The organism is Flavobacterium sp. B167r, assembly GCF_056824315.1.
The window spans coordinates 4,237,238-4,253,114 of record NZ_CP124859.1 but is presented as its reverse complement, the minus strand read 5'-3'; the positions used below and the strand labels follow the sequence as shown (position 1 = coordinate 4,253,114).

Annotated in this window: 7 protein-coding genes; all 7 read left to right on the top strand. The window is 35.5% G+C overall.

Annotated features, from left to right (window positions below; translation table 11 throughout):
• Window positions 1-36: 36 nt before the first annotated feature.
• Window positions 37-2,349 (top strand): beta-N-acetylhexosaminidase, encoded by a 2,313-nt coding sequence (locus QLQ96_RS18865; protein ID WP_482492464.1) that lies wholly within the window; start codon window positions 37-39, stop codon window positions 2,347-2,349.
• Window positions 2,350-2,485: 136 nt separating this feature from the next.
• Complete coding sequence (locus QLQ96_RS18860) at window positions 2,486-4,336, top strand: beta-galactosidase (RefSeq protein WP_482492463.1); 1,851 nt, start codon at window positions 2,486-2,488, stop codon at window positions 4,334-4,336.
• 39 nt (window positions 4,337-4,375) lie between these two features.
• Window positions 4,376-5,860, top strand: coding sequence for an alpha-L-fucosidase (locus QLQ96_RS18855; RefSeq protein WP_482492462.1), 1,485 nt, complete (start codon window positions 4,376-4,378; stop codon window positions 5,858-5,860).
• Between the two features lie 10 nt (window positions 5,861-5,870).
• Complete coding sequence (locus tag QLQ96_RS18850; protein ID WP_482492460.1) at window positions 5,871-8,114, top strand: GH92 family glycosyl hydrolase; 2,244 nt, start codon at window positions 5,871-5,873, stop codon at window positions 8,112-8,114.
• 12 nt (window positions 8,115-8,126) lie between these two features.
• Window positions 8,127-10,787 carry a glycoside hydrolase family 3 N-terminal domain-containing protein gene (locus QLQ96_RS18845; RefSeq protein WP_482492459.1) on the top strand — a complete coding sequence of 887 codons (2,661 nt, stop codon included), beginning with the start codon at window positions 8,127-8,129 and terminating at the stop codon, window positions 10,785-10,787.
• Between the two features lie 262 nt (window positions 10,788-11,049).
• Window positions 11,050-14,136: a SusC/RagA family TonB-linked outer membrane protein gene (locus QLQ96_RS18840; RefSeq protein ID WP_482492458.1), complete on the top strand. Its 3,087-nt coding sequence runs from the start codon at window positions 11,050-11,052 to the stop codon at window positions 14,134-14,136.
• Window positions 14,137-14,152: 16 nt separating this feature from the next.
• Window positions 14,153-15,751 carry a SusD/RagB family nutrient-binding outer membrane lipoprotein gene (locus tag QLQ96_RS18835; RefSeq protein ID WP_482492457.1) on the top strand — a complete coding sequence of 533 codons (1,599 nt, stop codon included), beginning with the start codon at window positions 14,153-14,155 and terminating at the stop codon, window positions 15,749-15,751.
• Window positions 15,752-15,877 lie beyond the last annotated feature (126 nt).

The window sequence follows — 15,877 nt, the reverse complement described above, 5'->3', positions numbered from 1 at the left end:
TAGAAATATTTACGCAGAGAAACCAAAAAACAAAGAATGAAAAAAATACTATTCATATTAACCTTAATTGCTTCAATTTTCTCGGCTAACGCGCAGAAAGTTTACACGGAAAATGATATTCGAATCATTCCAAAACCGAGTCAAACTTTTATTAAAACAGGAGTTTTTGAATTTACAAAAGATACAAAGTTTGTTGTAAACGGTGATTTCCAAAAAGATGCTGCAAATGCTTTGGCTTCTAAATTTGAAGTGGCTGCAGGATGGAAACCAGAAACGACAACTAAAGCTCCTGTAAGTAATTTTGTTCAGTTTAAAGTTGATCCGAACTTAAAAAATGAAGCTTATGTTTTAGATGTAAATCCGACGAGCATTGTAATTTCTGCGAAAGGAAATGTTGGTTTTATGTATGGTTTAGAAAGCGTTAGACAATTACTTCCTGAAGCGATTGAAAGTAAATTTGCGATTACTTCTGCAAAATGGGAGATTCCGAGTTTAACAATTAACGACGAACCACGTTTTAAATGGAGAGGTTTAATGTTGGATTTATCTCGTCATTTCTTCGATAAAAATTATATTCTGGCTACAATCGATCGTTTGGCAATGCATAAAATGAACGTTTTGCATTTGCATTTGGTTGATGATCAAGGCTGGAGAATCGAAATTAAAAAATATCCAAAACTAACAGAAGTTGGCGCTTGGAGAGTAGATCAGGAAAACTTATCATGGAATGCAAGACTTCCAGTAACCGCAGATCAAAAGGGAACTTATGGAGGCTTCTTTACACAAGATGAATTAAGAGAAATTGTAAAATATGCAGCTTCAAAAAACATTGAAGTAATTCCAGAAATCGAAATGCCAGCGCATGTAAGCAGCGCCATTGCATCGTATCCGGAATTGGCTTGTTTTGATCAGAAAATTGGTGTTCCGTCAGGCGGAGTTTGGCCTTTGACTGATATTTATTGTGCAGGAAAAGAATCGACTTTTGAATTTTTGCAAAATGTAATTGATGAAGTAATCACGATTTTCCCTTCAAAATACATTCATATTGGCGGCGATGAAGCGACTAAAACCAATTGGGCAAAATGCCCGCATTGCCAAAAGAGAATTAAAGATCAACATTTAAAAGATGTCAACGAATTACAAAGTTATTTTGTAAAACGTATGGAAAAATACATCAACTCAAAAGGTAAAAGAGTTATCGGTTGGGATGAAATTCTAGAAGGTGGTTTGGCTCCAGACGCTACTGTTATGAGCTGGAGAGGAATGAAAGGCGGAATTGAAGCTGCAGATCAAGGTCACGATGTGATTATGACACCAGAATCTCCTTGTTATTTTAATTTCTACCAAGGCCCGCAAAACGAAGAACCTTTAGCTTTTGATGCTTATAATCCGTTGAACGAGGTTTATAAATTTGATCCAGTTGTTTCAACGATGACGCCTCAAGAAGCAGGACATGTTTTGGGTGGTCAGGCTAATTTATGGGCTGAACATATTGCAGGACCAAAAGATTCTGAATACATGATTTTTCCAAGATTGGCTGCATTATCAGAAACTTTATGGAGCCCAAAAGAGAAACGCAATTGGAACGATTTTACAACAAGATTATTCTCCTTATTTAAACGTTACGATTATTTAGGAATCAATTATGCAAAAAGTGCTTATTTGGTAACCGCTTCTTCTACAGCTGATTTGGCTAATAAACAAATTAAAGTAGAATTAAAAAATGAGTTTCCGAATCCAGACATTCGTTATGTTTTAGGAGACAAAAGCATCGATCATCACGCTATAAAATACACAAGTCCAATTGACATCAAAGAAACAACGATTTTAAAAGCTTCTTTATTTCAAGATGAAAAACCAGTAGGAAAAACATATACAGATACGCTTGTTTTCCATAAAGGATTTGCTAAAAAAGTGAAATACTTAACGCCTTTCAATCAAAGTTATAAAGGAGATGCTAATACAATGGTGAATACCATTCGCGGAAGCAAAAATTTTCATGACGGACAATGGCAAGCTTGGTTGGTTAACGATATGGAATTGGTAATTGACCTTGAAAAACAAGAAAGTATTGAACAAGTATCACTTGGAGCTTTAGAAAGCCAAGGAGCTGGAGTTAATTTTCCAATTGAAGTTAAAGTTTTCATTTCTGACGATGGATTTAAGTACAGACAAGTTGGAAAAATAACGCGTCCGTATGCTGTAAATGCAGTTCCAGAATTGAAAGATTTCAAAATCAATTTCCAAAAACAAAATGCACGTTATGTAAAAGTAATTGCTGGCAACTTAAAGAAAAGTCCAAAAGGAGAAAGTTCTTGGTTGTTTGTGGATGAGATTGTGGTGAATTAATTTTTAGCTATTGACTCAATAGTTTTATAAAATAGAATTATTAAAGAATAACTCTCTGTAGTATTTGATCATCTAGGTCGCTTACTACTTTAAGATTGCAATTTTTTAAGTTTATAAATATATAATCTGAAAAAAAATGAATAAGATATTATTTAAGCTCGGGATATTATTGATTTGCTTGATGCCGTTTTTTACTACGGCACAAACGAAAGGATTTTCTATAGCTAATGGAGAATTTCAAAAAGACGGGAAAACTATTAAAATACATTCAGGAGAAATGCACTATGAGCGTATTCCTAAAGAGTATTGGAGACATAGATTGCAAATGCTTAAAGCTATGGGAATGAATACCGTGGCAACCTATGTGTTTTGGAATTATCACGAAATAGCACCAGGTGTATGGGATTTTAAAACAGGAAATAAAAATTTATCAGAGTTTTTAAGTATTGCTAAAAGTGAAGGATTGTTTGTGATCCTTAGACCGGGTCCATATGCATGTGGCGAATGGGAATTTGGAGGCTATCCTTGGTGGTTGCAAAACAATAAAGATTTGGTAATTCGTACGAATAACAAAGCATTTTTAGAAGCTTGCAAAACATATCTAGAACATTTGTATGCAGAGGTAAAAGGACATTTTGCTAGCCAGGGAGGGCCTATTATTATGGTTCAGGCTGAAAATGAATTTGGTTCGTATGTTTCTCAAAGAACGGATATTAGTGCTGCTGATCATAAAGCATACAAAACAGCAATTTACAATATGCTTAAAGAAACGGGGTTTCAAGAGCCTTTTTTCACTTCAGATGGTACTTGGTTGTTTGAAGGCGGAATGGTTGAAGGCGTGTTGCCAACTGCAAATGGGGAAAACAATATAGAAAATTTAAAAAAGCAGGTTGACAAATACCACAAAGGGCAAGGGCCTTACATGGTCGCAGAGTTTTATTCGGGTTGGTTAGATCATTGGGCAGAACCATTTATTAAAATTGGATCTGAAGAGATTGCTGCTCAAACTAAAAAGTACTTAGATGCAGGTGTTTCATTTAATTATTATATGGTACACGGTGGTACTAATTTCGGATTTACATCTGGAGCAAATTATAATGAAGAAAGTGATATTCAGCCTGATATTACAAGTTATGATTATGATGCGCCTATTAGCGAAGCAGGTTGGGCAACACCAAAATTTATGGCTATTCGTGAAGTAATGCAAAAATATTCTAAAGCAAAATTAGCACCGATTCCAGAGAAAATTCCAGTTGTAAAGTATCCTAACCAGCCTATCAAATCTAGTATGGATGTTTTAAGTTGGATAAAAAAAGAAAAAGCTGTTGTAAATGATCAGCCTTTAACATTTGAAGGATTAGGCCAAGGAAATGGATATGTTTTATATCGTAAAAGATTTACTCAACCTATTTCGGGTAAATTGAAAATTGATGGATTAAGAGACTTTGCTACAGTTTATGTAAATGGAGTTAAGGCGGGTGAATTGAATAGAGTTTTCAAAAATTACGAGTTGACAGTTACGATTCCTTTTAACGGTATTTTAGAAATTCTAGTTGAAAATATGGGACGTATTAATTACGGAGCTGAAATAGTACATAACACGAAAGGAATTATTTCTCCAGTATTCGTTAATGAATTTGAAATTAGTGGTGGATGGGAAATGTATAAAATGCCGATGAGCGAAGTTCCAGTTGTTAAAAATGAATCGATAAAACCAGGACGACCAGTTGTATATGAATCTACAGTAAACATAGACAAACCAGCAGACACTTTTCTTGATATGACAAATTGGGGAAAAGGAATTGTATTTGTTAACGGACACAATCTTGGACGCTACTGGAAAGTAGGGCCGCAACAAACGCTTTATGTGCCAGGCTGTTGGTTGAAAGCAGGTGCAAATAATTTTGTTGTATACGAGCAGCTTAATGAAAACGCTCAAACAGAATTAATTTTTACAGATCAACCTATACTTGATAAATTAAACTAAAAACAAAAGAATAAATAAAACCTAATAAATAGATTAAAGATGAAAAGAGGAATATTCATTATCGCCCTTTTATTTTCAGCTCAGATTTTCGCGCAGGCGATTTATGAAGATGAAAGATACGTACCAGAAACAGATCCGTTAGTATTGAAGAACTTAGACGAATGGCAAGGCAAAAAATTTGGTTTGCTAATGCACTGGGGAACTTACAGCCAATGGGGTATTGTAGAATCTTGGTCTATTTGTCCTGAAGATTACGGATGGTGTGAGCGTAAAAAAGGAAGCAATCCTAACAATTACAATCAATACATCGCAGATTATGAAGGATTAAGAAAAACATTTAATCCAGTAAAATTTGATCCTGCAAAATGGGCAAAAGCTGCTAAATATGCGGGAATGAAATACATGGTTTTTACTACAAAACACCATGACGGATTTAATATGTATGATACTAAATATTCTGATTACAAAATTACGAGTAAAGATGTTCCGTTTCATACAAACCCAAAAGCAGATGTTTTAAAAGAGATTTTCAACTCTTTTAGAGGTGAAGGTATTTCAACTGGAGCTTATTTCTCTAAGCCAGACTGGCATAACGAGAACTACTGGGATCCGTACTTTCCTCCATTCGACAGAAACGTAAATTACGATCCGTCTTTATATCCAGAAAAATGGCAGAAATATGTTGATTTTACTCATAACCAAATCTTAGAAATCTTAACTAACTACGGAAAAGTAGACATCTTATGGTTAGATGGAGGATGGGTTAGAAAAAGAGATCAAGTTAACATCAAAGAAAACTACGATGAGAAGTTTACAGAAAATGAATCTAAAAACGGTTTCATCAAACACAGAGTTGTAGATCAAGATCCTAAAATGGATGAATTGGTTGTAAAAGCACGTGAAAAACAGCCAGGATTAATCGTTGTGGATAGAGCTGTTCATGGTAAAAACCAAAACTACTTAACTCCAGAAGGACGTGTTCCTGCTAAAACTTTGCCTTATCCATGGGAATCTTGTATTCCAGCTGGCGGAGGATGGTCTTATTCTCCAGGTGCAGAATACATGACTGGAAGACAAGGGATTCACATGTTAGTTGATATCGTTGCAAAAGGCGGAAACTTATTATTAAACATTGCGCCAAGTCCAGAAGGAGAATGGGATAAAGGGGCTTACGATTTATTGCAAGCTTATGGAGATTGGATGAAAGTAAACAGCACAGCAATTTACAACACAAAACCAATCGAGCCTTACAAAGAAGAAAACATTTGTTTTACACAAAACAAAGCTGGAAATGTATTTGCATTTTATTTAGCTAAAGAAGGAGAAGATAAAATTCCTGCTGAAGTTACAGTGAAAGCGATCAGCCCTAAAAAAGGAACAAAAATTATGATGTTAGGTTCTAAAACTTCTTTAAAATGGACAAAAGAAGGAAACGGATTTAAAGTAGTTATTCCAGAAAGTTTAAGAAACAACCTTCCTGCAAAAGAAGCTTGGACTTTGAAAATCGAAGCGATCAACAGATAAGAAGAAACCTATGGTTTTAAATATTAAAAATAAAATTGAAACAGCATGTATTTTATACATGCTGTTTTTTAGCATCAGTATTTTTGCGCAGGAGCCTGCCGATTTTGTCAATCCGTTTATTGGAACTTCAAATTACGGAGCGGCTTATCCTGGTCCAATTGCACCGCGCGGAATGGCAAGTATTAGTCCGTTTAATGTGGCTGGAGTAAAAAATACTCCGATGGAAAAAGATAGTCAATGGCTTTCTAATCCGTATGTGAATGAAAATACTTTTTTGACTGGATTTTCTCAAGTTAATTTAAGTGGCGTTGGATGTCCCGAATTGGGCGTTATTTTATTGATGCCAACGACTGGAGCAGTAGAAATCGATCATTTAAAATACGGTTCTACTTATTCTAATGAAGTTGCAAAAGCAGCATATTACAGCGTAAACATCGACAAGTATAAGGTTAAAGGCGAATTCACGGCTTCAAAACGAGTTGGGATTAGCAGATTCACTTTCCCGAAAGGGCAGTCTAATATTTTATTAAATCTTGGTTTAGGTTTAACAAATGAAGAAGGTGCAATGATAAAAGTAGTGTCACCGACAGAAATTGAAGGAATGCGTTCGGTTGGTTCGTTTTGTTACAACAGCCCAGAAGATGCTTACCCAGTTTATTTTGTGGCTCAATTTTCTAAACCAGCTGATAAATTCGGAGTTTGGAAAAAGCCTACGAAATACAACGGTGTTGAAGCGCAATGGATGGGTTACAACGGAAAAGCGAGAATGATGGATAATACCATTAAGACAGTTGTAGGTGATAGTATTGGAAGTTATTTTACGTATAAATTCGACAAACAAGAAACGGTTGAAGTGAAGATCGGAATTTCGTACGTAAGTATCGAAAATGCCCGTGAAAACTTAGCAAAAGAAGTAGGTAACAGATCTTTTGATGCAATTTACAAAGAAACCTACAACGAATGGAACGAAGAATTGTCTAAAATTTTGGTTGAAGGTGGTTCAAAAGATGACAATACGATTTTCTATACGGCTTTGTATCATACACTAATCCATCCAAACACTCTAAATGATATTAACGGAGAGTATCCGGTAATCAAAAGAAGTAAAATTGCTAAAACCAAAGATACTCGTTATACCGTATTTTCTTTATGGGATACGTATAGGAATGTACATCCGTTAATGTCTTTGGTTTATCCAAAACAGCAATCTGATATGGTAAAAAGTATGTTGGATATGTTTGATGAAAACGGCTGGTTACCAAAATGGGAATTGAATTCGACTGAAACTTTTACTATGGTGGGTGATCCTGCAAGTATTGTAATTACAGATACTTACATGAGAGGAGTTCGTGATTATGATGTTAATAAAGCGTACTATGCGATGTTGAAAGGCGCTGATAATATTGAAAATAATCCGCTTCGTCCGGGATTGAAAGATTATATCAAAAAAGGATATTTGACAACCGACAATAAAGGTCCCGTTTCTACGACTCAGGAATACAATATTTCAGATTATGCTATTTCGCTTATGGCCAACGAATTTGGAGACAAAGACAATGTAAAACGTTTTAAAGAACGTTCTTTATCCTACAGAAAATTATTTGATAAAAATCTGAATTTATTGCGTCCAAGAAAAGCAAACGGAGACTGGTACGAACCTTTTGATCCTTCTTCTGGAGCTAATTTTGAAGAAAATGTTGGTTTTATAGAAGGAAATGCTTGGCAGTATAATTTTATGGTTCCGCACGACATGAGAGGATTAATGAAATTAATGGGTGGTGAAAAGGCATTTTCGGCACAATTGCAGAAAATCTTCGACACCAAACAATTTGATATGGCAAACGAGCCAGACATCGCAAATCCGTATTTGTTTAATTATGTGAAAGGCGAAGAGTATAAAGCTCAAGAAAATGTGAAAAGATTGGTTCACGAATATTTCAAAAATGAACCAAAAGGATTGCCAGGAAATGATGACACTGGAACTATGTCGGCTTGGTTGGTGTATTCGATGATGGGAATTTACCCGATTTCTCCAGGAGACCCAATTTATACCATTACAGCGCCAATGTTTCATAGAATAACAATCAAACTAGATCCAGGATATTATAAAAAAGAAAGCATTGTAATTGAAAGACAAATCAATAATGGTGGAAAAATCAATTCGATTGAGCTAAACGGAAAATCACTTAATACTTTTTTTATTTCGCACGATGATTTTGTGAATGGAACAAAGCTTAAAGTGATCCAAAATTAAACACACACAACTATGTTACAATTAAGAATGAGGAAAACGGCCATTATTTTTGTAATGGCTGTTGGTTTTTTAAACCAAGCCCACGCCCAGAAAAAGTATCTGTATCAAGATGCAAAAGCACCTGTTGAAGACAGAGTAAAAGACTTGTTAAGCCATATGACGCTAGAAGAAAAAGTGCGTCAGATGGATATGTATAGAGGAGATTTTTTTAAAGAAAAAGAAGATTTCGCTAAAGGTAAATCGGCTGAAAAAATCGGAAAATTAGGAATTGGAGCGATTCATGATCTTTATCCGCGTTCAGCAAAAATGATCAATGACCTTCAAACCAATGTAATTAAAGGAAACCGTTGGGGAATTCCAGCTTTGATTATGTGTGAAATGCTTCACGGATATTTAGACGAAGGAAGTACAACTTTCCCAATGAACATCGGACTTGGGGCAACTTGGGATACCTCTGTTATCGACAAAGTTGGAAAAGTAATTGGTATGGAAGCCAGAGCGCATGGAGTTCATTTTGGTTTTGGGCCAAACTTAGATTTAGGACGCGAACCAAGATGGGGAAGAGTTGCTGAAACTTTTGGAGAAGATGCTTTCTTAAATAGCGAAATTGGTTTGGCATTCATCAAAGGATTGCAAGGAGATGATTTAAAATCAGATCGTTCTATTATTGCTGAACCTAAGCACTTTGCGGTTCATGGTATTCCACAAGCAGGAGGGAATTCTTCTCCAATTTTAGTTGGAGAACGTTCCGCAAGAGAAGATCATTTGCCATCTTTCCAAAAAGCATTTACAAAAGGTGGTGCTTTAGGAACAATGTGTGCATATTCTGAGTTAGACGGAATTCCTTGTGCTGCAAATCACTGGTTATTGACTGATGTTTTGAGGAATGAATGGGGTTTTAAAGGACTTGTAGTTTCAGATTTAGGAGCTATTAAATACATTCAGACTACACATAAAGTTTCTGATTCTCCAAAAGAAAGTATTAGAGAAGCAGTTTCTGCGGGTGTTGATATGCAGTTTTATGATTTTTCAAATGAATTTTGGCAAAATACTGTAATTGAATTAGTAAATGAAAAGAAATTGACAATGGAAAACATCGACCGTGCAGCGGGAGCAGTTTTACGTTTGAAATTCTTATTAGGATTATTCGAAAATCCGTTCACAGATAAAAATCTGATTAAAGAGCGTTTTCATACTAAAGAAAACCAAGCAGTTGCTTTAGAAGCAGCTCAAAAATCAATGGTTTTATTGAAAAATGAAAACAATATTTTACCTTTAAGTAAAAATCTTAAAAACATTGCTGTTATCGGACCAAATGCAAATGCTTCAAGACTTGGAGGTTATTCTCCTAAAAATAGTGTTGGTGTAACCGTTTTTGAAGGTGTTCAGCAAGTAATGGGAAAAACGGCTAATGTTGTTTATGAAGAAGGTGTACCGCTTATTGTAAAAGGTCAAGCTATTCCATCTAAATATTTATTTACTTCAGACGGATCTCAAAACGGATTAAAAGGAGAATATTTCAATAACAGAAATTTAGAAGGAACTCCAGCTTTAACTCGTATTGACAATCAATTAGAGTTTGACTGGCCTTGGGCTCCTGGAGATGGAGTTAATGTTGATGATTTCTCTATTCGTTGGACAGGTTATATTCAATCAGACAAATCATTTGATGGTTGGTTAGGTTTAAGTTCAGATGATGGAATCAGAATGTGGGTTGATGATCAATTAGTTATCGACAACTGGACAAAAGGTGCGACAAGCATTGTTACAACTCCAAAAAATATCGAAGCTGGTAAAAAATACAAAGTCCGCATTGAAATGTGGGAAGGAGGCTGGGGAGCTAGAGCTCACTTGCGTTGGAACTTAGAAAAAGTAAACATGCAGCCAGCTATTGAAGCGGCTAAAAAAGCAGATGTTGCGATTGTGGTTTTAGGAGAATCAAACGAATTGGTTGAAGAAAACAGAGACGTTGCTGATTTGAATTTACACGGAATTCAGCAAGAATTGATCGAAGCAATTCAGAAAACAGGAACTCCAGTAGTTTGTGTGTTGTTAAATGGCCGTCCGCTTTCTACAAATTGGATTGCAGATAATATTCCAGCAGTTTTAGAGGGATGGTTCCCAGGAGAATTTGGAGGAAGAGCTGTGGCTGATGTTTTATTTGGAGATTACAATCCAGGAGGAAGATTGCCAATTACAGTTCCAAAATCAGTTGGGCAGTTACCTATATACTATAATCAAAAACCGTCTGCGATTCACAGATATGTGGCAGAAAGTGAAAATCCATTATATACTTTCGGTTACGGATTGAGTTATACGAAGTTTGAATATTCAAATTTAAAGATCAGTTCAAACGAAATTAAACCAAACGGAGAAGTAAAAGTTTCGGTTGATGTGAAAAATGTTGGAAATTTGGATGGAGATGAAGTGGTGCAATTATATGTAAATGATGTTTACAGTTCTGTAACGACTCCAGAAAAAACTTTAAGAGGTTTTAACAGATTAAATGTTAAAAAAGGAGAAACTAAAAATGTAGAATTCACACTTACAAAAGATGAATTAGGTCTGTATAACAGGAAGTTACAGTTTGTTGTTGAACCAGGAGACTTCGAAGTAATGGTTGGCGGAAACTCAACAGATGTTCTAAAAACCCAATTCAAAGTTTCGAACTAAAAAGCGTTAAATACAGCATAATTTTAAACGATTTTTAGTTAAAAAAGTGAATACAATTAAAAAAGGCCAAAATCTATTAGATTAATAGATTTTGGCCTTTAAAATAAGGAAGAGTTGGATTACAAATGAAAACGTTTTCTTTCAATTTTGACGTAAACTTTCACCAACACCTTTGCAAAATTGTCATTTGTCGAAATAATGTATTGTTAACAAAACGTATTCTTAAATTTAACATGTTATTAACTCTAAAAAAACAACTAATATGATTAAAAGCGTACTAAAATTACTGTTTGTCATATGCCTTTTTGGGTTCCAAAACCTAGAAGCACAGACTACAGTAAAAGGAACGATAACAGATGCTCAAACGGGGATTCCAATTCCTGGAGCAAATATTATTGTTAAAGGAACTAAAACCAGTTCTTCATCAGATTTTGATGGTAAATACAGCATTAATGTTCCTAATCAATCAGCAGTTTTAGTTTTTTCTTATGTAGGATCTGCTAAAAAAGAAGTTGCTGTTGGTACTCAAACTACAATCAATGTAGCTTTAGGAGCAGACACACAACAATTAGGAGAGGTTGTTGTAACCGCTCTTGGTATTAAAAGAGAGAAAAAAGCAATTACTTATTCTGCACAAAACATTGCTGTAGATGAATTGTCTGAAGCTAGATCATTAAACGTTGCCAACTCACTTTCTGGTAAAGTTGCAGGTCTTAACTTCTCTACAACTTCTAATGGTGTAGGTTCTTCTTCTAGAATTACTTTAAGAGGTAACAGATCTCTTAATGGAAACAACCAACCTCTTTATGTAGTAGATGGTGTGCCAATTAGTAATGGAACAACTAGTACAAATCCTGATATTGATACAGGAGGAACTACACAACCTGATGGTATCTCTAACATTAACCCAGAAGATATTGCTTCGATGACTGTTTTGAAAGGACCATCTGCAGCAGCTCTTTACGGTTCTAGAGCATCAAATGGTGTAATCGTAATTACTACTAAATCTGGAAAATCTGGAAAAACTTCAGTTTCGTTATCATCTAACTTTATGGCTTCTTCTGCTTATAACTTGATGAATTTACAAAATGAGTACGGACAAGGTACAAACGGAAACTATGTTTCTAACTCAAGCTCAAGCTGGGGAGCACCTTTAGATGGTCGTCAGGTATCTGCTTGGCAGTTAGTTCGTAATCCAAATTATGCTGGACCAGCTACACAAAGCTATTCTCCACAGCCAAACAACGTTATTGATTTCTACAAAACAGGTTATAACTTAGCAAACACTTTGACAGTTACTTCTGGTAACGAAAAAGCGCAAGGTTATTTCTCTTATACTAACACACGTGCTGAAGGTATTGTTGGAGGAAACCAAATGGACAGACATAATCTTAACTTAAGATTGACAAGCAAAATCTCTGATAAATTATCATTAGATGTAAAAACAAACTACATCGTTCAGGATATCGATAACTTATTGAGAACTGGTGAAGAGTCTATCGGAACATCTGCTTATTTATTGCCTCGTAGTATTGCTTATAACGATTATAAAAATTTCGAATATGTTGATGCTGCAGGACAAAGACAAGTAAACTATTTCCTTGACGAAACAGGAGCTCCAGGTGGAAACCCATTCTGGTCAGCTTTAAGAGATGATGCTCGTACAGATAAAAGAAATAGATTTATTGGTTTAGCTTCTCTTAAATATGAGTTTACTAAAACATTAAGCTTACAAGGTAGAGCTGGTTTAGACCAAATGACAAATAGAAACGTAAGAAACAGATATGCAACTGCAGCTTTCAACAGCAACATGGGTTCATATAGCGAATCTTATGAAACAGTAAGCGAGTTAAACATCGATGCATTATTGGCTTATAGTGAAAAATTCGGAGATTTCTCTATCGGTCTTAATGGTGGTGCGAGTTCATTGCAACAAAATAATTCAGCTTTAAGCTCTGGTGGTGTTTTAAGTAAAAGAAACTACTTTGCACTTGGAAACGTTCAAACAGTTCAATCTACTTCTACAGCTTCAGAAAAAAGAATTAACTCTGTTTACGGATTTGGTCAAATTGGTTTCAGAAACTATTTATTCTTAGATTTAACAGCTAGAAATGACTGGTCTTCTACTTTACCACAAGACTATTTCTACCCATCTTTCGGACTTTCTGCTGTTCTTTCTGATATGTTTACATTGCCAGAAACAATTAGCTTTGCTAAAGTAAGAGCTTCTTACGCACAAGTTGGAAACGATACAAATCCTTACGAATTAGATCAGAGATATAGATACATTGGTGGAAACGGTGGTATGTTATACGGAGAAAGTACAAAAGCGAATCCAAACTTGAAACCTGAGATTTCTTCTTCTAGCGAGTTTGGTGTAGATGTTAGATTTTTCAACAACCGTTTAGGTTTAGATTTCACATACTTTAATACATTAACAAACAACCAAATTTTCTACATCAACACTCCTGAGCCTTCTGGATATTCTAGAGCAATCGTAAATGGTGGAGATATTGAAAATAAAGGTATCGAGTTAACGCTTACTGCAACGCCAATTCAAACTGAGAACTTTTCTTGGGATATTACAGCAAACTACGCTTCTTATAAGTCAAAAGTAAAATCTATCTTTGAAGGACGTGATGAGTTAGTAATCGGTGAAGGACGTTTAGTGAGAAGTAAAGTTGTTCAAGGTGGTGAGTATGGTGACTTATACATCAAAGGTTTCCAAAGAAATGAAGCTGGACAAGTTCTTGTAAATAGTGCAGGTATTCCATTGGCAACAAATGGTTTTGATGTTCGTGCTGGTAACTTTAACCCAGATTGGACTGCAGGTTTCAAAAACAACTTTAAATACAAAGATTTCTCTTTAAGCTTCTTAGTTGATTTCAGAATTGGTGGTGAGGTTATTTCATACACTCAAGCTAGACAAGCTGGTTTAGGGGTAAGTGATATTACTTTAGCAGGAAGAAATGGTGGAATCATTGTTGATGGTGTTGTAGATAACGGAAACGGAACTTACACTCAAAACACAACAAGCATCAATGCTGAACAATATTGGACAGCAATCGGTCAAAGAACTCCAATCGCAGAGCCATTTGTTTATGATGCTACAAACATCAGATTAAGAGAGCTTGTTTTTGGTTACTCAATGCCAAAACGTTTATTAGGTAACTCAGGATTTTCAAGCATCGATTTCTCATTAGTAGGTAGAAACTTGTTCTTCTTCTTAAACGAAGCTAAATACTTTGATCCAGAAGCTGGTGCAGGTACAGGAAACTTACAAGGGATAGAATCTTTCAACATTCCTTCAACGAGAGAATATGGAGTTAATGTTAAATTCGGATTTTAATTAAAAAAGAGATATCATGAAATATAGTTTAAAAATAAAAACACTAGGACTTGCGATAGCAATGCTGTCAACTTTCTCTAGTTGTACAAAGGATTTCGACGAAATCAACAAAGATCCTAATTCATTGACTGAAGATCAGTTAGATGCTACATTAGCAGGTCCTGCATTTGCATCTGCACTATATGCTGGTATTCACAATGGTTCTTATTCATCTCCAGGTGTAGATGATCAAGGTACTTGGGGTATTGCTACAGGTATTTTATCTTCAACTTTTATCCACTACTTAAACTGTGGATATGGAACTGAAAGAAATGCTTTCGTTAACGGATACGAAGGAAGAGGATGGACAAGATTTTACACAGTTGCTGCTCCAGCTTTATCAAATGCTTTCAAAGCATCTGAAGGAAATGCAGAAGCTACTGCAATCTTAAAAATCTGGAAGGTTTTCATGTACAACCAAATGGTTGATGCTTACGGACCAATTCCTTACACTGAAGCTGGTAACGGAAAAGAAAAAGTTCCTTACGACAGTGTAGAATTTATTTATGCAGACTTCTTTAAACTATTAGACGAAGCAAATGCTACATTAGCTTCTACTTCTGCAACTTCGGTTGCCTCTCTTGCCCCAAATGATAGAGTTTATGCAGGAAGTGTTGACAGATGGAGAGTCTTTGGAAACAGTATGAGACTACGTTTGGCATTAAGAATTTCTGATAAAGAACCTGCAACAGCAAAAACTCAAGCAGAAGCTGCGGTAGCTGCTGGAGTTATAGAGACTAATGCTCAAAATGCTTACTTTAAAGCTAGTAACATTACTCCAAACAATTTAAACATGATTGTAAACAGCTGGGGGTATGTAATGACTGCTTCTATGGAAAGTATCTTAGTTGGTTACAACGATCCGCGTTTAGCAAAATGGTTTGCTCCACTTGATGCAGAAGCAGCTGTAAAAGTGTATAGAGGTAATCCAGTTGGAGGTTTAGAAGATCAATTTGGTACGACTAAATTCTCTGCTTTTAACAATGAGGTTTTAGGAAATGGTCCTAATAACACACTTAGCGAAACTAAAAACATTGAAATCTTTATGGCTTCTGAAAACTACTTGAGTAGAGCAGAAGGAGCTTTGAATGGATGGAATATGGGAGCTGATGCTAAAACTTTGTATGAAACAGGTATTAGATTATCGCTTGCGCAATGGGGAGTTACTGAACCAGCTGAAATTAACGCTTACATTGCTGGAACAACATTGCCAACATTGCCAAACATCTTGACATTATTTCCAACTTTAGATTTGCAAGATATTCCAGTTAAATTGCCAGTTGCTTGGTCTGCATCTACTGCTGATCAAAGAACTCAAATTGCGGTTCAAAAATACCTTGCAATTTTCCCAGAATCTTGGGAAGCTTGGTCAGATTTACGTAGAAGCGATGCTAAAGTAATCTATCCAGTTTTAAATACTGATAACCCAGATGCTGGAGTTGGTAAATCTTTAATGAAGAGAATTATTTACACTACAAATGAGTACTCATCAAACAAAACTGCTGTAGAAGATGGAGTTTCTAAATTAGGAGGCCCAGATTCAGGTGGAACAAGACTTTGGTGGGACACAAAATAATTAATTTGGTAAAGTAAAAGATCAATCGATTTGTTACTTGAGCAGAAGGAGGGGTAACTCTCCTTTTGTTTTATAATTAAGCTAGTGAATTTTTGCCCCAGCTCTAATTCGTTAAAAAAATTCCTT

What these genes read in the sequence shown, in the direction of transcription:
- QLQ96_RS18840 (WP_482492458.1), top strand. Translation starts at nt 11,050, where the DNA reads ATGATTAAAAGCGTACTAAAATTACTGTTTGTCATATGCCTTTTTGGG.
- QLQ96_RS18860 (WP_482492463.1), top strand. Translation starts at nt 2,486, where the DNA reads ATGAATAAGATATTATTTAAGCTCGGGATATTATTGATTTGCTTGATG.
- QLQ96_RS18855 (WP_482492462.1), top strand. Translation starts at nt 4,376, where the DNA reads ATGAAAAGAGGAATATTCATTATCGCCCTTTTATTTTCAGCTCAGATT.
- QLQ96_RS18850 (WP_482492460.1), top strand. Translation starts at nt 5,871, where the DNA reads ATGGTTTTAAATATTAAAAATAAAATTGAAACAGCATGTATTTTATAC.
- QLQ96_RS18845 (WP_482492459.1), top strand. Translation starts at nt 8,127, where the DNA reads ATGTTACAATTAAGAATGAGGAAAACGGCCATTATTTTTGTAATGGCT.
- QLQ96_RS18865 (WP_482492464.1), top strand. Translation starts at nt 37, where the DNA reads ATGAAAAAAATACTATTCATATTAACCTTAATTGCTTCAATTTTCTCG.
- QLQ96_RS18835 (WP_482492457.1), top strand. Translation starts at nt 14,153, where the DNA reads ATGAAATATAGTTTAAAAATAAAAACACTAGGACTTGCGATAGCAATG.